At 64.2% G+C, this 22,064-nt stretch carries 22 protein-coding genes; 19 read left to right on the top strand and 3 right to left on the bottom strand.

Annotation, left to right across the window (positions count from 1 at the left end):
* Positions 1 to 18 precede the first annotated feature (18 nt).
* The 3 genes from I1A62_RS13620 (at position 19) to I1A62_RS13610 (ending at position 4,063) form a co-directional block, all read left to right on the top strand.
* Positions 19 to 2,049: a cytochrome c oxidase assembly protein gene (locus I1A62_RS13620; protein WP_124390098.1), complete on the top strand. Its 2,031-nt coding sequence runs from the start codon at positions 19 to 21 to the stop codon at positions 2,047 to 2,049.
* A 167-nt stretch (positions 2,050 to 2,216) separates the two neighbouring features.
* Positions 2,217 to 2,645, top strand: a complete 429-nt coding sequence (locus tag I1A62_RS13615) for a single-stranded DNA-binding protein (RefSeq protein WP_124390099.1) — start codon at positions 2,217 to 2,219, stop codon at positions 2,643 to 2,645.
* Between the two features lie 335 nt (positions 2,646 to 2,980).
* Positions 2,981 to 4,063 (top strand): site-specific integrase, encoded by a 1,083-nt coding sequence (locus I1A62_RS13610; RefSeq protein ID WP_219458899.1) that lies wholly within the window; start codon positions 2,981 to 2,983, stop codon positions 4,061 to 4,063.
* A 4-nt stretch (positions 4,064 to 4,067) separates the two neighbouring features.
* Here the strand turns inward: I1A62_RS13610 and I1A62_RS13605 are convergent, their stop codons facing one another.
* Complete coding sequence (locus I1A62_RS13605; protein WP_219458898.1) at positions 4,068 to 4,232, bottom strand: hypothetical protein; 165 nt, start codon at positions 4,230 to 4,232, stop codon at positions 4,068 to 4,070.
* Positions 4,233 to 4,264: 32 nt separating this feature from the next.
* On the opposite strand from I1A62_RS13605, the gene I1A62_RS13600 reads away from it, so the two are divergent.
* From I1A62_RS13600 to I1A62_RS13550, 11 genes are all read left to right on the top strand, one after another.
* Positions 4,265 to 4,540: a hypothetical protein gene (locus I1A62_RS13600; RefSeq protein WP_219458897.1), complete on the top strand. Its 276-nt coding sequence runs from the start codon at positions 4,265 to 4,267 to the stop codon at positions 4,538 to 4,540.
* Between the two features lie 37 nt (positions 4,541 to 4,577).
* A complete protein-coding gene (locus I1A62_RS13595; protein WP_219458896.1) occupies positions 4,578 to 4,733 on the top strand; it encodes a helix-turn-helix domain-containing protein in 156 nt (51 codons plus the stop codon).
* Positions 4,734 to 5,026: 293 nt separating this feature from the next.
* Positions 5,027 to 5,230 (top strand): helix-turn-helix domain-containing protein, encoded by a 204-nt coding sequence (locus tag I1A62_RS13590; protein ID WP_219458895.1) that lies wholly within the window; start codon positions 5,027 to 5,029, stop codon positions 5,228 to 5,230.
* A 90-nt stretch (positions 5,231 to 5,320) separates the two neighbouring features.
* On the top strand, positions 5,321 to 6,481 hold the full coding sequence (locus tag I1A62_RS13585) for an AAA family ATPase (RefSeq protein WP_219458894.1): 1,161 nt from the start codon (positions 5,321 to 5,323) through the stop codon (positions 6,479 to 6,481).
* Positions 6,482 to 7,335: 854 nt separating this feature from the next.
* Positions 7,336 to 7,599, top strand: coding sequence for a hypothetical protein (locus tag I1A62_RS13580; protein ID WP_219458893.1), 264 nt, complete (start codon positions 7,336 to 7,338; stop codon positions 7,597 to 7,599).
* The gene (locus tag I1A62_RS13575) at positions 7,599 to 7,760 is read left to right on the top strand and encodes a hypothetical protein (RefSeq protein ID WP_219458892.1); all 162 of its coding nucleotides are present in this window, start codon (positions 7,599 to 7,601) and stop codon (positions 7,758 to 7,760) included. Before I1A62_RS13580 ends, I1A62_RS13575 begins: the two co-directional genes overlap by 1 nt.
* Positions 7,761 to 7,954: 194 nt before the next feature.
* A complete protein-coding gene (locus tag I1A62_RS13570; protein WP_219458891.1) occupies positions 7,955 to 8,779 on the top strand; it encodes a hypothetical protein in 825 nt (274 codons plus the stop codon).
* Positions 8,776 to 9,171 (top strand): hypothetical protein, encoded by a 396-nt coding sequence (locus tag I1A62_RS13565; RefSeq protein WP_219458890.1) that lies wholly within the window; start codon positions 8,776 to 8,778, stop codon positions 9,169 to 9,171. Before I1A62_RS13570 ends, I1A62_RS13565 begins: the two co-directional genes overlap by 4 nt.
* 129 nt (positions 9,172 to 9,300) lie before the next feature.
* Complete coding sequence (locus I1A62_RS13560) at positions 9,301 to 9,924, top strand: HNH endonuclease (RefSeq protein ID WP_219458889.1); 624 nt, start codon at positions 9,301 to 9,303, stop codon at positions 9,922 to 9,924.
* A 1,811-nt stretch (positions 9,925 to 11,735) separates the two neighbouring features.
* A complete protein-coding gene (locus I1A62_RS13555; protein WP_219458888.1) occupies positions 11,736 to 12,311 on the top strand; it encodes a Panacea domain-containing protein in 576 nt (191 codons plus the stop codon).
* A gap of 23 nt (positions 12,312 to 12,334) precedes the next feature.
* Complete coding sequence (locus I1A62_RS13550) at positions 12,335 to 12,679, top strand: type II toxin-antitoxin system death-on-curing family toxin (RefSeq protein ID WP_219458887.1); 345 nt, start codon at positions 12,335 to 12,337, stop codon at positions 12,677 to 12,679.
* A gap of 62 nt (positions 12,680 to 12,741) precedes the next feature.
* Here the strand turns inward: I1A62_RS13550 and I1A62_RS13545 are convergent, their stop codons facing one another.
* Together I1A62_RS13545 and I1A62_RS13540 are read right to left on the bottom strand one after the other, a co-directional pair.
* The gene (locus I1A62_RS13545; RefSeq protein ID WP_219458886.1) at positions 12,742 to 12,930 is read right to left on the bottom strand and encodes a hypothetical protein; all 189 of its coding nucleotides are present in this window, start codon (positions 12,928 to 12,930) and stop codon (positions 12,742 to 12,744) included.
* Positions 12,931 to 13,325: 395 nt separating this feature from the next.
* A complete protein-coding gene (locus I1A62_RS13540) occupies positions 13,326 to 13,526 on the bottom strand; it encodes a hypothetical protein (RefSeq protein ID WP_219458885.1) in 201 nt (66 codons plus the stop codon).
* A 313-nt stretch (positions 13,527 to 13,839) separates the two neighbouring features.
* On the opposite strand from I1A62_RS13540, the gene ettA reads away from it, so the two are divergent.
* The 5 genes from ettA (at position 13,840) to I1A62_RS13515 (ending at position 22,057) form a co-directional block, all read left to right on the top strand.
* Entirely contained in the window at positions 13,840 to 15,519 is a 1,680-nt protein-coding gene (gene ettA / locus I1A62_RS13535) for an energy-dependent translational throttle protein EttA (RefSeq protein ID WP_072947065.1), read from the top strand.
* 4 nt (positions 15,520 to 15,523) lie between these two features.
* Positions 15,524 to 15,946, top strand: a complete 423-nt coding sequence (locus tag I1A62_RS13530; RefSeq protein WP_012688336.1) for a thioesterase family protein — start codon at positions 15,524 to 15,526, stop codon at positions 15,944 to 15,946.
* A 108-nt stretch (positions 15,947 to 16,054) separates the two neighbouring features.
* Positions 16,055 to 20,956, top strand: coding sequence for an NAD-glutamate dehydrogenase (locus I1A62_RS13525; RefSeq protein WP_124390100.1), 4,902 nt, complete (start codon positions 16,055 to 16,057; stop codon positions 20,954 to 20,956).
* Positions 20,953 to 21,378: a thioesterase family protein gene (locus I1A62_RS13520; RefSeq protein WP_124390101.1), complete on the top strand. Its 426-nt coding sequence runs from the start codon at positions 20,953 to 20,955 to the stop codon at positions 21,376 to 21,378. Before I1A62_RS13525 ends, I1A62_RS13520 begins: the two co-directional genes overlap by 4 nt.
* Entirely contained in the window at positions 21,371 to 22,057 is a 687-nt protein-coding gene (locus I1A62_RS13515; protein ID WP_095865127.1) for a hypothetical protein, read from the top strand. Before I1A62_RS13520 ends, I1A62_RS13515 begins: the two co-directional genes overlap by 8 nt.
* Positions 22,058 to 22,064 lie beyond the last annotated feature (7 nt).

The raw sequence follows: 22,064 nt of genomic DNA, 5'->3' as shown, positions 1-22,064 counted from the left end.
AGGTCCTACCCTTGATGTATGGCTACACCCCAGCTCGCGGCGTCCGACCCGGCTTCGAAACCCCCGAATCGTGCCGATTCGACCGCCCTGTTCGTCGTCGGCGGTCTCATCGCCGGCCTGGTTGCGGCAATCGTCGTCGGACTTTCCGCTGCTCAGGCGCTCGTGCTGCTGGGAATTCCGGATCCCGGACCGATCACCACCTACGGATTGCCCGCCATGCGGGCCGTGTCGGAGATCGCTGCCGTCATCACGATCGGATCTCTGCTGCTCGCGGCGTTCTTCGTGCCGCCGCAGAAATCCGGCGTCCTGGACGTGGACGGCTACCGCGCGGTCCGCACCGCGTCGTACGCCGCGATCGTGTGGGCGGCGACCGCCCTCGTCCTCGTCCCGCTGACGCTGTCGGACACGTCCGGGCAACCCTTCGGCGAAGCGGTCAAACCGGCCAACATCTTCAATTCGATCGATCAGGTCGAACTCGCAGGCGCCTGGCGCTGGACCGCGATCATCGCCATCGTCCTCGCGATCGCTTCCCGGCTCGTGCTGCGCTGGTGGTGGACGCCGATCCTGCTGGTCGTCGGCGTCCTCGGTCTGATGCCGCTCGCGTTGACCGGGCACTCGTCCTCGGGTGGTTCGCACGACATGGCGACGAACAGCCTGATCCTGCACCTCGTGGCAGCCTCGCTGTGGGCGGGCGGTCTGTTCGCGCTCCTCGCCCACGCCCGCAGGCGCGGCGCCTACACGGACGTCGCGGCGCGCAGGTTCTCCGCGGTCGCGACCGTCTGCTTCGTCGTCATGGCGGTCAGCGGTGTGGTGAACGCGCTCGTTCGCGTCCAGATCGGTGACCTGGTCGACACCACGTACGGACGCCTGGTGGTCGCGAAGATCGTGGCCCTCGTCGTCCTCGGCGTCTTCGGGTGGGCGCAGCGCCGACGGGCGCTGCCTGCACTGCAGAAGGACCCGACGAAACGCGGCAACCTGATCCGCTTCGCCGGTGCGGAGGTCATGGTCTTCGCCGCGACGATCGGTCTCGCCGTCGGACTCGGCCGCACGCCCCCGCCGCCCCCGACCGCGGCGCCCACCCTCACCGAGGTGGAACTCGGTTACAACCTGGCGGGGCCGCCCACGTTCGCCCGGTTGATGCTGGACTGGCGATTCGACCTCCTCTACGGCACCGCCGCGATCGTGCTGGCCGTCGTGTACGCGATCGGGCTGCGCAAACTGCGGCGGCGCGGCGACAGTTGGCCCGTCGGCCGGACCGTCGCCTGGATGTGCGGGTGCGTGGTGCTGCTGATCGCGACGTCGTCGGGTGTGGGCCGCTACTCGCCGGCCGTGTTCAGCGTGCACATGGGCGCCCACATGGCGCTGTCCATGCTGGCGCCGGTACTCCTGGTGCTCGGTGCCCCGATCACGCTCGCGCTCCGGGCCCTCGATCCCGCGGGCAAGAACGGTGTGCCGGGACTGCGCGAATGGATTCTGACCGCGCTGCACAGCCCGTTCTCGCGGTTCATCACCCACCCCGTCGTCGCGGCGGTGCTGTTCGTGGGCGGTTTCTACGCCCTGTACCTCGGCGGGATCTTCGCGGCCGCCGTCGACTCCCACTCCGCGCACGTCCTGATGAACCTGCACTTCCTGCTGAGCGGCTACCTCTTCTACTGGGTCGCGATCGGCATCGACCCGTCGCCGCGCAAGCTGCAACCGGTGACGAAGCTCGCGATGGTGTTCGGCTCCCTGCCGTTCCACGCCTTCTTCGGCGTCGCGCTGATGAGCATGGGCGCCGTGATGGGCGAGTGGTACTACCGATCGCTCGGACTCGGCTGGAACGCCGACCTGGTGGGGGACCAGCAACTGGGCGGCAGCATCGCATGGGCCACTGGAGAGATCCCGCTGGTGCTGGTGATGATGGCGCTGCTCATCCAGTGGTCCCGCAGCGACGGCCGCACGGCGAAGCGGGTCGACCGGGCCGCGGACCGGAACGACGACGCGGATCTGGCAGCGCACAACAGAATGTTCGCGGAGCTGGCGCGACGGGACCGCGAAGCCGGACGCTGACCGCTAGCACGCCGCCCCGACACGTTCGGGGCTCCGAGGCCGATTTCGCGGTTCCATCCACAACCGCTCGATTTCTCCACAGATGTCCGATGCGGGCCGAAAACGACGCCGCCGGACGGCACGCTGTGAGTGAAGGCACCTTGCCGCACTCACAGGGGGTAGACGTCATGTACGAAACACACGGCACCGTCGTCGGAACGGTCATCACCAGCCCGGTCACCCGGTCGAACGCCGCCGGTGACGAGTTCCTCAGTTTCCGGATGGCGAGCACGGTCCGGCGCCGCGACCACGCGACGGGGGAGTGGCGTGACGGGAGCACGCTCTATCTCACGGTGACCTGCAGGCGGCGGCTGATGGCCGGGGTCGTCGCCTCGATCACGAAGGGCGATCCCGTCCTCGTGACGGGCGAGTTGCGCACCACCGAATACACCACCCGGGACGGCATTGCCCGCTCCGACCTGGAGTTGAGCGCCACCGCGATCGGACCGGATCTGGCCCGGTGCACGGTCGTGCTCGAGCGCGCGCCGAGAACGACCGACGGAGGTGTGGGGAACCCGGCGACCGAAGAGGTGGCCACCCGGTCCCTCGTCGCGTAGCGCACCTGCGGGTATCGGCGCCGACCTCTGCGTTCCCGGCGCCGGTGCCCGCAGCATCTTCCCGGGAAGCCCCCGATCACGTCCCCGACCCTCCGCGATGTGGGTTCGTCGCGCCTCACCATTAGGCTGGCCCCATGGCTGAGTTCATTTACACGATGTTGTCGTGAACGATATACATGCTTCTGTCGGATTGTCAATGGTAAACGCTATTTTCACAGCTCAAAGTGTAAAACTTAGCGCGTGCGGTAAGTGCGTTTCCGCCACCTACGCCACTGATGTTAGATGACGCGCGGGGGATATGCGGGAGTCCCCCGCATCCCGATAGACTCTCCCGCATGGGCTCGATTCAGAAGCGCACGTACACAGAGGGGAAAGCGCCCCGGTATGTCGCGCGTGTCCGCGTCGGTGGCCGTGAGGTGTCTAAGAGCTTCGCCAAGCAAGGCGATGCCCGTGACTGGATTCGCGAACGCGAAGGGCTCAACCCGACCGGCAAGCGTGTTGATAACCGGATGCTCAGCGCGGTTCTCAAGGAAGCGATCCCGCATGCGGCCACTGAGTCCACCCGCGCGGGGCGTGCCCACCTTGCGGCGAATCTGGGTGACCTTGCTTACATGAAGTTGGGTGACGTGACGGCTGGCGACATCCGCGACTGGAAACACACCCTCGAGGATGGGCGACCGTGGGCCGGCGGGAAGCCGTTGGCGAACTCAAGCATCAAGACGCTGTTCGGCATCCTGTCGGCTTTGTTCAACGATGCCGTTGCTCAGGGGCAGATACCGCGTAACCCTGTGACTTCGGTCCGTCGCGGTGGGGAAACGAATCAGGCTGTGGAGCCGCATCAGATTCTGAAGCTGGAGCAGCTGCGCGCGCTGATCGATGCCGCATCTGAGCCATTCGCCACCATGATCGAGTTCGGCGCTACAACCGGGTTGCGTGCGGGTGAGATGGGCGGGTTGCGGGTCTACTCGGTGGATGCCACCCGGAAGGTGGTGGATGTCATAGAACAAGCTGACGGGCATCACACCGCGTTCGGATGGCGTGAGCTGAAGTCGCGGAAATCTCGGCGCACTATCCCGCTGCCCGACTCGACGTTGCGGGCTGTCGAGGCACACCTCGAGGCGCACCCGGACTACGAACCGCATTCACCTCTGTTCCGTGCTGCGCAGGGTGGCCAGTGGTCGTCTGCGCACATCGCGAAGATGTGGAGGGCGACAGCTGAGGATGCTGGCGTTGAGGGGCACTCATGGCACAGCCTGAGGCACTTCTACGCGAGTGCCCTCATTGCATCCGGGGCGTCCGTTACGACTGTGCAGAACCGTCTAGGGCACGCGTCTCCGATGGTGACGCTTCAGGTGTACTCGCATCTGTGGCCCGGTGAGGACGACAAGACACGCGCGGTGTTCGACGGGCTGCTCTAGAGTTCTACAACGCCGACGACTGCCACAACGCGCCCTCCTCAAGTTTGACGTGTTCTACCACGTCCGTGAGAAGAAGAACGACGTTGGTCGGGCCGCGCTCGAGTCCCTGACGACGTTCGGGCATGTTGATGTCCGCGTGGCGTAGAAGACCATCGACGTTGGCGCGCACCGCGTACGTTTCCTGTCCTCACCTACGGGAACGTGGAGAACATCGAGAATGTCGGTGTGCAGGTGCACGCGTTGGAGGATTCCATCGACCAGAATCCCCGAAACCTGGGCAAAAGGCCGTTTCCACTGGTCAGCCCGTATCTGACAGCACCGTCGATGTCTTCGGCTGTGTCCATTGAAGCCTGGCGCACCTGGCGCAAATGTCGGTTCCGGGCGGTAACTTTCATCCAAGCAAGTTCGCGGCCCCTCGCCGCCTTTCCTTTTGAGCATGTCGGTTGGTTTCGGCATGCCCGCAAGAGGGGTTCGTGATCGAGAGGGCGCACGGGTGACTGGAGCAACAGTGTTCATGACGGCGAAGAATCTGGCGGATCGGTGGGTTGTCAGCGAACAGCAGGTTCGCGCGATGGCTGCGGCGCAAGAGATTCCCGCGATGAAGGTGGGGAAGATGTGGCGCTTTCCGGTGGAACGCATCGCGGCATGGGAACGCGCAAATACGCGGTAACTCTTTCCCCCGAAAGGGATTCACCGACCCCGCGCTGATAGAGCCGGAGAATCGAACTGAGCCCCTAATTGGGGCTATTCTGGCGCGCCTATCGAGTCGCGTCAATTCCATCAATTTAACTGCCCGTTTCTGAGCGTGTTCTTCGATAATTCAAGAGTGACTATTTCCTGTACGGTCGTACCGGAACACGTATGGACCACTGCTGCTCACTGTGTCTGTTCGTGGTAAAGATCGCACTATCTACTTTCTTATGCTTTTTCATAGTTTTGACGATCAGGTTGGAGGTGAAACGAATGGCATTGATTAGTGCCCGCGAGGCAGGTTCTCGCACAGGCTATACAGCCGTCACGATTAAGAAGAAGATCCGTGAAGGCGTCTTGCCTGGAGTTAAGCGCGGCAACAGGTACTTCGTAGATGAACGTGACCTGACCAAGCTCTATGAGCCGGTGAGTCGCACACCGCTTTATGTCGATATGCGCGCTGCGCTGGACGTGTGACGCGCGCTGTTGTGACGTTTGTTCTTACTTCTACGAAAACGAGTGCCGCGACTGTGCGGACGATGAGTCCCGAAAGATGGGGTGGGCGGTATGCCCGAATTCGACTTCTCTCAGTGGTCTGACGATAGTTTGGAGGCGCGGTTCATGTCTGGCTCGACACTGGCACAGGCCCAGTACAAACCGCCGACGTGGGCCGTTCCTGGTGTGATTCCCGAAGGTCTGGTGATCTTCAGTGGCCCGCCCAAGGTTGGCAAATCGTTCTTCATGGCTGGTCTGGCTACCGCGTGTGCGGCCGGCGGGACCGCCCTCAACGGCATTCCGGTGGACCAGCGCCCAGTGCTGTACTTGTCTCTCGAGGATTCGTTTCGACGCCTCCAGGGCCGCTACGTCGGCGTACACGGTGAGATCCCCGACGACCTCGATTCGGTGGTACATGCGGCGTCTGATGAAGTGCCTAGTGCAATCAAGCACTGGCTTTCGAAGCATTATGCGCAGGCACCGATGGTCATCCTGGACACTCTGGGCAAAGCGATGTCGGCTAAGCGGTCGGGGGAATCCGACTACGCGCGGGACTACCGCGTCACGGGGGAACTGAAGTCGATTATTGACTTGGTGCCGGGTGGGACGCTTATTGCCGTTCACCACACGCGCAAGATGGAGTCTGAGGACTTCCTCGAGTCGGTGTCTGGCACAAACGGAATTGCCGGTGCTGCCGACACGATCATCGTTCTACGGCGGTCACGGAACGAGTCAGTAGGCACCGTGGCGATCACGGGCCGCGACGTGGAAGAGGTCGAGTTCAATGTGACCTTCGATGGGTCTCGGTGGTTGCTGACTGGCGAGGACCTTACGCAAGCGCAACGCGCGGCCGAACTGGCGAACGCAAAGGCTGGACTCGGTGAGCGAAAGTCTCAGGTGCTCGATTTCGTGTCTGCGTTGTCGGGGCCGATGAAGGTCGCGGATATTTCGGACATCCTCGGTTTCCAGTGCCGCCGCTACCTGAATGAGCTGGCGAAAGACGAGAAGATCGCGAATTTCTCCCGTGGTATGTACGGACCCCGGACGTTCCCGACATTGAGCGTTTCTACTGTTCAGAGCCCTGTTCCGAATGTCCGTGCAATGTCCGACGTTCAGGACATCCCCGACATTGAAGAGTCCGGGGGCCTTCAATGCCCTGCGTGTTCCGAGCCGGTGGAGTCACTCACCGACGTTGCCTGCGCTGAATGCATGAAGGATGAGGTGGTCTCGTGAAGACCGACAACGGACAGACGCCAATCCGCGTTCGCCCACGTCGTCATGGTGGAGCGATTGTCGCTCAGGGAAAGTCGTGGATTCGACTTTCGCCTACTGAGGCCCGTGAACTTGCGCTTGAGTTGCTCGGTCTCACTGACTCTCCACAGTGAATGTCGGGAATGTCTTACGGCCCGGACATTGCCCGGACATTTAGAAACAGGACTTCACCAGCGAGAATGGTGAATGTCTGGAATGTCGGGGAGATGTACGTACATCGCGATGAACATCAACCGCTGCGCGTACTTCGCAGTGGGTGTGCCTCCCCGGGCGAGGGGGAAAAGATGACCGCGCTGGCGCGCTATCACTCACGCTGCGCGCGAGCGATGGATCTCTTTTTTCAAAGACCTGAACCGCCACGCGTGGTGACCATCGGCACCCGGCCCCGCTGTGACGCAGGGCGACAGCCCTGCCTCCTCCCCAGCTTCTTTTGATCTTTTCGCTGTCGAGCCTGTACGCCCAACAGGGCTGCACCCCCACTTAACCACACCAGGGCTGACGAGTTAGGCCCCGAGAATCGCTCTGAGGGGGTGAATTTGGCTACGACACCCGATGCCTCACTCCCTCAGCCGTTCTCGGCGTACGAAACCCACTGCCCGACCTGTCATGTGCCGCCACGGCGACCGTGCCTTACGCGGGACGCCTCGATGCACCGACAGCGCCTTTACCGATGGTCTGCTATTCGGATGCACCCAACGCGGTACCGCAACAAGCGCATCTGACTTTTTCATGGGGTCGGCACAACCTGCCTCCCCTCAACCACTCCCACGCCTTCGGGCGGTTTATCCGCAGGTGCGGAGAAGGAGCACCATGACATGCCATCCTCACCGAAAATCTCAGTACCCGTGTCGGGAAACTTCTCCGACCTGATCGTTCGCACATCCACCCGCGAAGGCGTTGACGGCGTACTCATCCGCCAGGGCGAAAACTGGGTCTGGGTTGATGTCGAATCGTTCGACCGGCTCGTATCCATCGCTGATGCGTTGATCGAAGACGACCAGGACGAGTTAGGCCGACTAGGACGACTGTTCGTCCACCAGCTGCCGCCACTGACCACGCCCGCGAAGCGTGGCCGCTGATGGGGGATGAGCAGTTCCCGGTCTGGGTTGAACCGTCGATACGCCTCAGAGGCGCTGGCAGAGTCGTGAAAGGCAACTTCTTCATTGATGTGCCGCCGTGGTCGCTCCGTGAGGTCGCGGACGCCCTACACGATCTGGCAGACGAGAACGAGGCGACGTGACCGCCCTGGACGACCTCGAGCGACGGGATAGCCCGTGAGGTTGCAAGTCCGCGACTTCCTGCCGATCGCGAAACGCTCTGGTCTGCGGACTGTCGAGCTGAACCTCGCAGGTCAGCGCTACCGACTGACCGACTCCGAAGCCCGCACGCTAGCTACCGAACTACTGAAACTTGTTGAACCACAGAAGGACTCTCATGGCTAATGACCAATTCACCATTTCCAATGCGGGCCGCGTGAAACGGCGTCGCGTCGAAACGATCGCCGAAGACCTACGCCTCTTCGACCTGCTCAGCTCAAAGGAGGCAGGCGAAGTTGAGGCTGTTTTGGTGCGCATCGCCGCCACCGAAGCAGCTGGCAGCAACGTCAGCCGGCGAATCGAGGCAACCCGCGCGAACATCGCCGAAAAGTTGCTGACGAGGGTGCTCGCTGGGGACTTCGAAATGGAACTCGACACGCTCGATAGCGAAGTTTCGCAGACAATCCCCACCGCCGAGCACGTTCTCCGAATCACCGAAACGGTTGCTGAACGACTCATCCGCGAACTCGAGAAGTTGGCCTTCCAGCACGCCGGCAAGGCCCCGAAAGTCCTCAACGACGAACTCGAACGCATCGGTGCCCACGGCATTGAGTTGGCGAGTCAGCTCTCCGGTATCACCAGCGCGGAGCAGGCGTTGAATGCTGGTCGTGGCGATGCGTGGCTCGAGGTCGGTAACCTCATCGAAAGCCGTGGACGGGTATACCGGCTCGCATCGGAACTGCGTGAGGCTGGCGTGGTCCCGAAGCCCGATCGGATTTCCGCGTGGGGGCCGTGGTGGAAGTTCAAGACACCCGTTGCTCTGGGTAAACGTCGCCCCGCCGATGAAGACCCCCGGCTGAAGTTCCTGGATGAGTGCGCAGCAGGTCTGTACCTGCCCGCGTCAGAGGAAGTGGCCGAGTCGGTACGCAGGGTGCATGAGGCAGCCGAGGACGAGTTCTGGCAGAAACTCGAGGACGAGAAACCCCACGGTGCGACTCGATGAGCTGGGACTACGAACGCGTGGCAGCGGCTGTTGCTGACGCTGAAGGTGGCGACCAGGACCACCAGCCGCAACCTGGACCGCTACCCGGCTCCATCCGTGAACGCGTAGAAAGTGCCGTTGCCGAGGTGGACGCACGGGCAGCCATCGACGCAGCAAACCAGCCGACACGGGCGGAAGTCGTCGCTGAAGTCGCCGCCGAGATGGAAGCCGAGCGGCGAGCAAGGCTTGACCGGGAACTCGCGGAACGTGCTACGCCGGCGCCAACTGGCTACGTCAATCCCGCTACCAGGGGCGCGACCGGAAGCGTTGACAAAGTGCGAGGTGAGGACTGGGGCGCTGACTACACCGTGGAGCGTCAGTGGGCCGAAGGTTCGGAAACGGTCTGGTTTTGATCGAACGCTGCTCGGCACCCAATTACCCGCACTGACCCCCTGACTGAGTGCCCCTGTGCGCTTCGAGCCCCCGGCACCCTGCCCCCTCTCGCGGTGTCGGGGGTTTCGTCTACCTGAAAGGAGCTATGAATGGCCACCGACAGAGAACGCGGATACCGATGGAAGAAGCTATCCGAGGCGGTCGTGCGCCGGGAGAAGGCCAAGCATGGCGGCAAGGTGTTCTGTCACCTGTGCGACCGGGAAATCGACCTCACGCTCAAGGCTGGGCCGTGGAGACTCGAGATTGACCACATAGTCCCAAGATCGCAGTCACCAGCCCTGGCAATGATCATCGAGAATCTCGCTCCCAGCTGCCGAACCTGCAATCGACTTCGCGGTGACCGCAGCGTGGACGAGTGCGTGGGTACCCCTCAGCTCAAGGCACAGTTCGCAATCCTCAGCCAGTCGAACGCCGATTCCTGGGAGGCGAAGCAGCGAGCAGCGGCAATCGCCCCGAACGCACCGAAGACAAAGCTGTGGTCAGAGACGGCTGCCACGACAGCGCCGGATGTCAGGAAGGTCTATCGGCGGGGCATCGACTACCCGCCGTTCTGCCCGATGACGGGTATGCGCAACCCCGAGGCCACGAAGGTGCGCCCGTACTTCAATCCGGCATTTGCGCCGTGGGGAGATGAGCCCCCGTATGACGAGAACACAGGCCAGCGTCGGCCCGGTGTCGAGTGGCCCATCGGAAGCGGCAACTACGGACTCTGAGAAACCGCGACACGCCGATGCGACCTGCGGAAATGCGGATACGAATCGGGTATCACAGATCGTGACACCCGCTAGCGGCCAGCCCAAACACTCATTGAGCCCTGAGGAGCCCCCTTAGCCGTCAGAATCGAACACGCGTGCGAACACCTAGACCGCACCATGAACGGCCTTCACAGCCGTCCTGAGCAGCGGGAACCGGGTATTTTGCAGCGCTGAATCCCCGGGGAGAGAAACCGGGCTAGGTGGTTGGAAACCCGCGTGGGCGCTCGAGGGGGTCACCCCCCACCCTTCCGGGTTGTGCATCGCCAGTGGGGGTGCCCGGTGCTGCTCTGCTGGACCGTACTCCTGGGGTGCTCGTTGAATGAGTGCCCATCGTGTCCGCTGCCGGCGGCTAGCCGGGGGTTGCGGGACCCGTGACCAGCAATTTTGTCGGCGCTGGCAGTAAAGTCGGGTGTTGCCGGTACACCTCTACGGTGTCATCGGATACGTGCTGACCTGCGTGTTCTGTGGTCCGCTAGGGGTGACGATTTCTGTCACCCCCTCTGTGACTCGAGGCTGCCCCCTCTGTCGCTTTCGCTGCGAAGCTGACTGACCTGCTGCGTTGCGTTCGTTGCCGGTCTCATTGCGCCCGTTGCGTTGCGTGTTGCGCTGCATTGCGTCGTTGCGTCGTTGCGCCGATGCCGTTGCGGGCCGTATGTGCTGGCCCGTGTGCCACCCGTGGCCCTCCCTGTGGGGCTGGCCTGCCTATGGAGTTGATCGTTGTTGTTGAACTGGAGTTCGTACAAGCGCGGTGTGGTGACGCGTGCTCTGCTCGATGAGTGGATGAACCGCAGGTTCCCGTTGGATGCATACCCAGCTGCGTGGTGGGTTGAGCGGTTCCGCGCGCTGGGCTACTCGAGCGATGGCGTGGCCGATGAAACGTTGAGGCCGGTGGATGGTCTGGTGTTGTGCAGGGGCGCTGTCGAGTCGGCCCGTGATGGGTTGTCGTGGACCCCGGATATTGAGTTGGCCCGGTGGTTCGCTGAACGCTGCGGGGGAGCGCTGTGGGTCTGTTGGTTTCCACCGACTGCGCTGCTGGCTCACATGGGGCCGCGATACGGGGATGTGCACGTACCTGGGTGCAGCGAGTTCGTTGCTGACCCGGATGGACTAGCGATTGAGAGGTATTGAGATGGGAAGTCAGTGCTATGAACCGGGGGAGGACCCACGAGCCGCGATCATGCTTCAGGGCGGCACGTGGTTCCACTGTGACGGCGGTCCGGGCTGCACGCTCAATCACGGTGGTGAGAAGCCGGGTGGGGATGTGCCGAAGCTCAGGGATGGTGGTCCGGTGACGCGGACGCTGTTCAATGGTGCGACGAAACCGCTGTGGGAGGTGGCGTCGCGGACTGTGCCCGAGGTGCTGTTGCCGACTGTCACGGCTGCGACCCTCGGTGACGGGTTGGCAGAAGGCTAGAGGTGGGGTGTGAAGTGCATTGTGGACAGCGTCGGTTCACAGCCTCGCGTAACTTGCAATGCTGCTGACCAGCGAAAACCCGGGGGCGGTGTGAGTGCGCGAGAACGGCGGCTACCTAGCCCCCCTCATTACGGTTGCATTCCTAGTTTCCGCCAGTCGGTATATGTCCTGCGAGCGACCGGTTTTTGGACTACAATCGAAAGTGTGTTCGACTATGGGCGAACTTGCGAAACGTTACTGGGTGTGGATGCACCTAGGAATCAAGTTGTGCCGTAGCATGTTGACAAAGCCGCACGGATGTGTGGATGAACCTGTGGATAACCTGTGGGTGGACCCGATGCGAAAGGAGCGACCAATGGTTACAGCTCTCGACGTGGCGGGATACGTCTACAAGCACTTGGGTTGGGTGGATGCGTGGAAGCTGGAAAAGCTCACGTACTTCGCTCAGGCGTGGCATCTGGCGTGGGATGGCCGTCCTCTGTTCGATGACGAGATTCAGGCTTGGGCGGATGGCCCGGTTATTCCCAAGGTGCATCGGGTCAATAAGTTCCATCGCATGGGTGCGTACGACACGGAGTTGCCCGGTTCCCACCCGGAAGCGGTCGTGGGAAGCGCTGAGCGCGTCATCCAAGCCGTTTTGGACTTCTACGGCGGCATGGATAAGCACACGCTCATCGAACTCACACATGGCGATTCCCCATGGCTGGAAGCGCGAGGCGACCTTGCCGAAGGGGAGATGGGGAACGAAACCATTTCCGTGAAGGAAATGAGGCGCTGCTACTCAAGGAAAGCTCTTGAGGGCGAACAATGCGCTCCCCGTCCGCCATCGATGATTCCGGCGCACGTGCAGGGTGGCCCGCGCTATCAGCAAGCTATAGACCATGAGATGGAACGCTGGGCGGAAACGTTGGCGTTGCTCGCTGAGCGGTGAGCCTCTGTCTGCCTTGTGCGGACGTGATCGAGACCAACAGGAAACTGACAAAGTCGAATCACGCTGTGCTGGATCACGGGAAGCTCGAGGGTGCCCTCGGTCGTCCAATGCATACTTTTGGTGGGGACTTGCTCTATCCCACGTTGCTTGGACGGGCGGGGGCGTTGCTTGATGCCCTTGTTTCCGCACACGCCTTTCGGGACGGTAATAAGCGCACCGCGTGGCTATCAGCGAACATCTATCTCAATGCGTTCGGTTCTCGCATTGAGGTGGCGAGACCGGAGGCGGCTGACTTCGTGGAAGCGGTTGCGTTGCATGAATATGACGTGCCGAAGATTGCCCTGTGGTTTTCGGATCGATTGGTCTGAGTTAACGTGAGCGGCCCCTGTTCCCAATATGGGTTCAGGGGCCGCTTTTCGTGTATCTGGGGTCAGTTGGTGCCGAGCAGACGCTCGAGCGCACCCGACTCGAGAAGTTCCCGCAAGCTGTCCACGCTGAGCTGGAGTTCGGTCTGACCCTCTGCGGAGTCGGTGCCCGCCACGGTAATGCCGATCAAGTCGTTGTCACGCTCGAGGGTGACGGCGGTTCCGTTGGCGGTGGTGGTGGTCGTGCTGGTCAACTTGCGTCTCTTCTCTGGGATGGCCCGTGTGGGCGGTTGCGTGAACATATCGGTGGACTGTTGTGGTCTGTTTCGGTGCGAGTGTCACGTCCAGGGCCAGCGGACACCCTGCGGGTGGCAGAAGCTGTAACCCCACCCCGGAAATTTCCCACGAACCACGTCCCCGTATCGCGTCAGGCCAGCACGAATAGCCCGCCCTCGATTGAGTGCGAGCTTGTACCGGACCCTCACAAGGCCAGGCCTGACATCGATGTGAGAGCGCCCCCGCCGGTTCGGGGGATGAAGTGCACCGGGCTGTCTCGGTTTGCGTCTGAGACGACGGGAGCGACGTGCAGAGGACACGGAACGTGGCGTGCAAAGCGCGGGCCGGTACTAGACCGACCCGACTCAGCAGGTCAAGGTCGGTCGAGTCTGGCCGTGATCACGTCGACTTCATGCTCGGTGAGCACAGAGACATCGCGGTAGTTAGTGGCGCAGAAGCCGTGCTGTTCGGCTGCGTGCTCGAGTTCACCGAGTGTGAGCCCTGCGGCGTCGATGACAGCATCAGCAGTGACCCCGAGGCGGTCGGCAACCTGATTCACCGAGTAGAGGCTCATGCTGCCCACCCGAGTGCGATGAGGAGGCGGGCGAGGAGAATGCAACCGCCGTAGGTGCCGATCAGTACGGTCAGTGTCAGGGCGTAGGCGAGTAGAGACTCGAGCCTGTCCCTGGATGCAGATATACTGCGGGAACGGTTCATGACGGGTCCTGTCCGTTGTGTTCCGAGGCTCCGCAAGGTGTTGGTAGCACCGGGCGGGGCCGTTCTGTTATTCCGATAGCATCGTCAAGAGAAGCCCAGATGACACACGGGGGATCTGCGAGAGATTCCCGAGGTCATACGCAAGAAACCCCAGCTAGGAGACTCAGAGCGTGGCCGAGTTCATTTACACGATGAAGAAGGTGCGCAAGGCGCACGGTGACAAGGTCATCCTCGATGACGTCACGATGAGCTTCTACCCCGGCGCCAAGATCGGTGTGGTCGGCCCGAACGGCGCGGGTAAGTCCAGCATCCTCAAGATCATGGCGGGGCTGGATCAGCCGGGCAACGGTGAAGCGTTCATCGCTCCCGGTGCCACCGTCGGGATCCTCATGCAGGAACCGCATCTGGACGAGACGAAGACCGTTCGCGAGAACGTCGAAGAGGGCATGGGTGAAACCATGGTCCAGCTCAAGCGGTACAACGAGATCGCCGAGCTGATGGCCACCGACTACTCCGACGAGCTGATGGAGGAGATGGGCGAGCTCCAGGAGAAGCTCGACCACGCCGACGCGTGGGAGATCGATTCCCAGCTCGAGCAGGCGATGGACGCCCTGCGTTGTCCGCCGCCGGAGGACATGGTCACGCACCTCTCCGGTGGTGAGAAGCGCCGCGTCGCCCTCTGCAAGCTGCTGCTCAGCAAGCCCGACCTGCTGCTGCTCGACGAGCCGACCAACCACCTCGACGCGGAGAGCGTCCTGTGGCTGGAGCAGCACCTCGCGGCCTACCCGGGTGCGATCCTGGCCGTCACCCACGACCGGTACTTCCTCGACCACGTGGCCCAGTGGATCTGTGAGGTCGACCGCGGCCGCCTGTACCCGTACGAAGGCAACTACTCCACCTACCTGGAGCAGAAGGCCGCCCGGCTCGAGGTCCAGGGCAAGAAGGACCAGAAGCTGCAGAAGCGCCTCAAGGAGGAGCTGGCCTGGGTCCGTTCGGGAGCGAAGGCCCGTCAGGCCAAGAACAAGGCCCGCCTCGACCGCTACGAGGAGATGGCCAACGAGGCCGAGAAGACCCGCAAGCTCGACTTCGACGAGATCCAGATCCCCGCGCCGCCGCGCCTCGGCGACGTGGTGGTGGAGGTGTCGAACCTCGACAAGGGCTTCGACGGCCGGGTCCTGATCAAGGACCTGTCGTTCACCCTGCCGCGTAACGGCATCGTCGGCGTGATCGGCCCCAACGGTGTCGGTAAGACGACGCTGTTCAAGACCGTCGTCGGGCTCGAGGAGCCGGACGCGGGCGAGGTGAAGATCGGTCAGACCGTCAAGCTCAGCTACGTCGACCAGAACCGCACCGGCATCGACCCCGACAAGACGGTGTGGGAGGTCGTGTCCGACGGTCTCGATCACATCGTGGTCGGCCAGACGGAGATGCCGTCGCGCGCCTACATCAGCTCGTTCGGGTTCAAGGGCCACGATCAGCAGAAGCCGGCGGGCGTGCTGTCCGGTGGTGAGCGCAACCGCCTGAACCTCGCGATGACGCTCAAGCAGGGCGGAAACCTGATCCTGCTCGACGAACCGACCAACGACCTCGACGTCGAAACCCTCGGTTCGCTGGAGAACGCGCTCGAACAGTTCCCCGGCTGCGCCGTCGTGATCTCCCACGACCGCTGGTTCCTCGACCGCACCTGCACGCACATCCTCGCGTGGGAGGGCGGCTTCGGCGACAACGAGGCTGCCTGGTATTGGTACGAGGGCAACTTCGAGGGCTACGAAGCCAACAAGGTCGAGCGGCTCGGACCGGATGCGGCACGTCCGCATCGCGTCACGCACCGCAAGCTGACGAGGGACTGACCTGGTGGGGCAGCAGGCCTTCACGTACGAGATCCAGGTCCGGTGGGGTGACTCCGACCGCCTGGGTCACGTCAACAACACCCGCTTCATGGAGTACATGCAGGAAGCGCGGATCGCATTCCTGACCACCGAACTGCGCGCCGCCGGCGCGCAGCCCGGTGCGATGGTGGTGCGCAAGATGGACGTGGAATTCCTGCGTCCCGTCACCGACGCCTCCGGTCCGCTGACGATCGACGTGTCGGTGCTCCACGTCGGCAATTCGTCGTACACGATCCGGCACGTCGTCACGAACCGCGACGGCGTCCACTGCGCGACGGGCGACGCCCTGCTGGTGGCGTTCGACGTGAAGACCGAACGGTCGCGTCCGCTGTCCGAGGCGGAACGCGACGGGCTCGAGAAGTACCTCGCGCCAGTGACCACCGGCTGACAAATCCGGCACGCGGGGTGCCCGAAGTTCACCCTCTGTTCCCATCGCCGCGGGCTAGTCTCGAGAGAGTTGCCCGCGGCGATCGGAACGAAGAGGAAGTGAGCCCCGATGACGGAATCGGCAGCACTGAAAGATGCGGAGTGGGCGCGGAATCTGCCCGAAGGTCTCCGGTCTCAGGTGCCGACTCTCGCAGCCGTGTACTTCCGGCACGTCGATCGCGGTGACAGCGAGAGCGCCGTCAACGGCGCCTCCGACGCCGTGCTCGGCGCGCATCTGACGCTGGCCCTGCATCGGCCCCCGGAGCGCGCGATCACCCGGGTCTACCGGCCGGGCGACGGGCGCGAACTCGGTGCGTCCCTGCAGATCGTCACGGACGACATGCCGCTGCTCGTCGAATCGATCACCGCGCTGCTGAACCGGCTCGGCATCGGGATCAGCGAATTCGTGCACCCGATCGTGTCGGTGCGGCGTGATCCGATCGGCGCACTGCGCGGAATCCTTATGGGAGACAAGGTCAAGGATGCCGACGAGGACGGTGTGTCCGAGTCGTGGATCCACGTCCAGCTCGATCCGCGTGCCGACTCCGCGGTCCTCGACACGCTCGAGAAGGAGGTCGGCACCGTCCTGGCCGACGTGCGCCAGGTGGTGCGGGACACCGACATCATGCGCAAGCTCGAGCGGACGCTGGCCGACGAACTCGAGGCGTCCGCACCCTGTCCCGGCGTGTCGAAGAACGACCTGGAGGACTGCGCCGACCTGCTGCGGTGGATGTCGCAGGGCAATTACGCGGCGCTCGGGTACCGGCGTTTCGAACTGGGGGAGCCGGACGAGTCCGGCGCCCGGAGCCTGCAGGTGGTGCCGGGCAGTGGTCTCGGACTGCTGCGCTCCGACACGGTCACCGAGGGCCCGCTGAGTCTGCCGCCTGCCGCCGAGATCCCCGACCGCCCCCTGCTCGTGCTCACGCAGGGCTCGTTCCCCGCGACCGTGCACCGTTCGGTCTACCCGTTCTTCGTCGGTGTGAGCATCCTCGACGCGACCGGCAACATCACCGGTGAGCACCGCTTCCTCGGCGTCTTCACCGTCACGGCGCTGCACGAGAACGTCCTCGACATTCCGGTGATCGCCCGCCGGGTGCGCAAGGTGATCGACCGAGCCGGGTTCCAGTTGAACTCGTATTCGGGGCAGGCGATGCTGGAGGTCATCCAGTCGTTCCCGCGCACCGAACTGTTCTCCAGTGACGCGGACACCCTGTTCGACACGGTGACGGCCGTGCACAGCATCGGGCTCCGGCGCCAGGTGCGCCTGTTCGTGCGCGAGGACTTCCTCGGACGGTTCGTCTCCTGTCTGATCTACCTGCCTCGGGACCGGTACACCACCCGGGTCCGGCTCGCTATGCAGGACATCCTGCTGCGGGAATTCGGCGGCGGCACTTTGGAATACACTGCACGCGTCACGGAGTCCGACCTGGCGTTGCTGCACGTGACGATCCGCAAGAATATCGAACACAGGGGGTCGCTGCTCGACCTGTCGGACGCCGACCGCGAACGGGTCCAGGCGATGCTGGCCGAGGCGAGCCGCAGCTGGGACGACCACCTCGGGGACCTGTTGCCGGTCACCGCCGGTGTGGATCCCATTCTGGCGCAGCGTTATGCCGACGTGCTGCCCGAGGGGTACAAGGAGGATTTCGACGCCACCCGCGCGTTGTCGGATCTCGCGAGGCTGGAGGCGCTCGCAGGCGGCTCCATCGACCTGTTGCTGTACCGCGACCGTGGGGCGGAGGTCGGGCACTGGCGGTTCACCCTGTATGTGGGCGGCGACGGTATTTCGCTGAGCCAGGTGCTTCCGGTGCTGCAGAGTTTGGGCGTGGAGGTCCTCGACGAACGCCCCTACCAGATTCCGCGGCCCGACGGGTTGACGTGCTGGATCTACGATTTCGGGTTGTCGGTGCCCGCGGAGTTGCTCCGCTCCTCGGTGGAGGACGACCTCGATGCCGAACTCGCCGCCGAGGAGGCGTCCGCGGCCGAACCGAAGCTTCAGGAACGGTTCACGGATGCGTTCACTGCGGTCTGGTTCGGGCGGGCGGAGGCCGACCGCTTCAACGAGCTGATCCTGCGGGCGGGAGTGTCGTGGCGGCAGGCCGTGATCCTGCGTGCGTACGCAAAGTATCTGCGCCAGGCGGGATTTCCCTACAGCCAGTTCCACATCGAGGGGGTTGCGCTGGCCAACCCGCGGTCGGCGTACACACTCGTCGAGTTGTTCGAGGCGATGTTCGACCCGGAGACACCTTCACCCGACCTGGTGGCCGAACTCGACACCCGCCTGCGGGAGTACATCGACTCCGTGGTCAGCCTCGACGCGGACCGCATCCTGCGCGGTCTGTTCGGGCTGATCACGTCGACGCTGCGTACCAACTACTTCGTGACGGGCGAGACCGGGGAGCCGCCGGCCCATCTGTCGATCAAGCTCGATCCGACCTCGATCCAGGAACTGCCGAAGCCCCGGCCCAAGTACGAGATCTTCGTGTACTCACCCGACGTCGAGGGTGTGCACCTGCGGTTCGGGTCCGTCGCCCGCGGCGGGTTGCGCTGGTCGGACCGGCGTGAGGACTTCCGCACCGAGATCCTGGGGTTGGCGAAGGCGCAGGCCGTGAAGAACGCGGTGATCGTCCCGGTCGGGGCGAAGGGCGGCTTCGTCGTCAAGAATCCGCCGACGCCGTCGGGGGACGCGGCGGCCGACCGCGCGGCCGCTCTCGAGGCGGGCCAGGACTGCTACCGCACGTTCATCTCCGGGCTCCTGGATCTCACCGACAATGTAGATCACGTGTCGGGTGAGATCGTGCCTCCTGCCCGGGTGGTGCGGCGGGACGGCGACGACCGGTATCTCGTCGTGGCCGCGGACAAGGGCACCGCGAAATTCTCCGACCTCGCCAATTCGGTTGCGGAGCAGTACAACTTCTGGCTCGGCGACGCGTTCGCGTCCGGTGGGTCGGCCGGCTACGACCACAAGGGGATGGGCATCACCGCCCGCGGTGCCTGGGAGAGCGTGAAACGGCACTTCCGCGAGATGGGCGTCGACACCCAGGCCGAGGACTTCACGACGGTCGGTGTCGGCGACATGAGCGGCGACGTGTTCGGGAACGGCATGCTGCTGAGCAGGCACATCCGGCTGGTGGCGGCGTTCGACCACCGGCACATCTTCCTCGACCCCGATCCCGACGCCGCCACGTCGTTCGAGGAGCGATCCCGGATGTTCGCGCTGCCCCGGTCGTCGTGGGCCGACTACGACACCGGCCTCATCAGTGCGGGCGGCGGAGTGTGGGACCGGACCCGCAAATCGGTCCCGATCAGCGCGGCCGCGCGAGCCGCCCTCGGACTCGACGACACCGTCACCGAACTCTCCCCACCGGAACTGGTCCGGGCGATCCTGTGCGCCCCGGTGGATCTGCTGTGGAACGGCGGCATCGGCACGTACGTCAAGGCGTCCACCGAGACCAACGCGATGGTCGGCGACAAGAGCAACGACTCCGTGCGCGTCGACGGCAACGAGGTGCGGGCCAGGGTGGTCGGTGAGGGCGGCAACCTGGGAGTGACGGCACTCGGCCGCATCGAGTACAGCCAGAACGGTGGCCGGATCAACACCGACGCCATCGACAACTCGGCGGGCGTCGACTGCTCCGATCACGAGGTGAACATCAAGATCCTGCTGGACTCGCTGGTGAGCTGCGGCGGGTTGCCTCGGGAGGACCGCAATCCGCTGCTGGCGTCGATGACCGACGAGGTGGCCCACCTCGTTCTCGCGAACAACATCGCCCAGAACAACCTCCTCGGTGTCTCCCGGACCAGCGCGGTCCCCATGCTGAGCGTGCACCGCCGTCAGATCGAGCACCTGGCGTCCCGCCGCGGTCTCGACCGCAAACTCGAGGCCCTGCCCACCGAAGAGGAGATCGCTCGTCGCAGGCAGGCCGGGCAGGGGCTGACGTCTCCGGAACTCGCGACTCTCACCGCGCACGTGAAGCTTGCGCTCAAGGACGACCTCCTCGCGACGGACCTGCCCGACAGCGAGACGTTCGCGCCGCGGCTGCCGCGGTACTTCCCGACCGTGCTGCGGAAGCAGTTCCGCACGGCGATCAAGGCGCATCCCCTGCGCAGGCAGATCGTGGCGACGATGCTCGCGAACGAGACCATCGACAACGGCGGAATCACCTTCGCGTACCGACTGGCGGACGAGGCGGGGGCGAGCAGCACCGACGCGATCCGCGCGTATGCGGCGGTCACCGAGATCTTCGCCCTGCCCGACCTGTGGTCGCGGATCCGGTCGGCGAACATCGCCGCGGACATCGAGGACGACCTGATCCTCGAGTCTGGCCGGGTTCTCGACCGGGCGTCGCGCTGGTTGCTGACCAATCGGCCGCAGCCTCTCGCGGTGGGCGCCGAGATCGCCCGCTACTCGGCCGATTTCCGGGCCCTCTCGCCGAAGGTGCCGCAGCTCGTGCGGGGGCATCAGCTCACCGACGTCGAGCTGCGGACGCGGCCGCTGGTCGTCCGCGGAGCGCCCGAAGACCTGGCCTTCGAGGTGTACCGGCTCCTGGACAAGTTCTGCCTGCTCGACATCATCGACATCGCCGACATCGCCGAGCGCGACATCGACGAGGTCGCCGAGCTGTACTACGAACTCGACGCGCACCTCGGCATCGACTGGCTGCTCAGCGCGGTGTCCACCCTCGCGCGCGGCGACCGGTGGCATTCGCTGGCCCGCCTCGCGTTGCGCGACGACCTGTACAGTTCGCTGCGCCAGCTCACGATGGAAGTGCTTCTCGGCGGCGAACCTCACGAGACGCCGCAGGAGAAGATCGACGACTGGGAGTCGACGAACGCGTCCCGGCTGGCCAGGGCGAGGTCCGCTCTCACCGAGATTTTCGAGTCTGGGACCCTTGACCTCGCGACGCTCTCGGTGGCGGCGCGTCAGGTACGCAGCATGGTGCGCGGAATGGGCACCCGATCGGAGGTATGACGTTGAGCGAGGGCTTTCACGCGGAGGTCGAAGTTCGATGGTCGGACATGGACGTCTTCCAGCACATCAACCACGCTCGGATGGTGACGCTGCTGGAGGAGGCGCGGATTCCCTGGCTGTTCGAGGACGACCGGCCCACGGTCACGTTGCGTGACGGCGCGGTCATCGCCGACCTGCACGTGCGCTACCGCGGGCAGCTCCGGCACAGCGATTCACCGCTGGACGTGCTGATGTGGGTCGAGAAGGTTCGCGCCGTCGATTTCACGATCAACTACGAGGTCCGACCGAAGGGTGTCGACGTCTCGGTCGCGCCGTCGATCGTCGCGTCGACGCAGATCGCGGCGTTCGACATCGACACTCAGCGACTCCGCAGGATCACCGACGTCGAGCGCGGGTACCTGGAGAGCTGGCAGCGTGCATGAGCGCGTCCTGTCGATCCCGGACGCGACGGAACGCGGCGATCTCGCCACCTTCCTCACCCGGGTGGTCCGGTTGGACGAGGCGACGGTGGTGCGTCTCCGCCAACGCGGACCCGGCCGTCTGACGGCCTGGGCGGCAACCGGTTTCGACGCGCTGGCGGTGCGCACGATCGCGGGGACGATCACCCCGGACGACACGTCGGCTGCCGGTGACCAACTGCTCGCCGCGCTCGAAGCGGCGACCGCAGCCGACATCGATCCGGGGTTCTCGATGGATTCGGCGTGGCGGGGCGCCCTGCCTCCGACGGAGGGTTTCGTCCACGTCGACGACGTCCCGGCGCGCGTCCTCGTCGACCTCGCACAGCGCGGTGCGGCGCTGGCGCAGGAGCACGGCAGCAGCCACGGACCGCCCGCGTCACTGCTCGACCAGGAGGTCCTGCGTGTGGAGGGCGCGGGGCAGACGGTCGGTATCCCGATGCGGGTGGTGTTCGCGCTCACCGCGATGGGGTTCGTGCCGCACGCCGGCTCGGATCGGCTGACCGCCGACATCGACCTCGATCGCATCGACGCCTCGGAACTGGTCCGGGTGCGGGCCACCGCGTCGTGGCTGCGGGTGGACGCCCGGTTCGGGTCGATCTACCGGCACCGCGGTGGGGGGATTCCGCTGTCGGTGGCCCGGTAGGCCGGGC

This window comes from Rhodococcus sp. USK10 (assembly GCF_019378875.1).
Taxonomy (GTDB): domain Bacteria; phylum Actinomycetota; class Actinomycetes; order Mycobacteriales; family Mycobacteriaceae; genus Rhodococcus_F; species Rhodococcus_F pseudokoreensis.
This window is presented reverse-complemented; position numbering and strand designations above follow the sequence as displayed.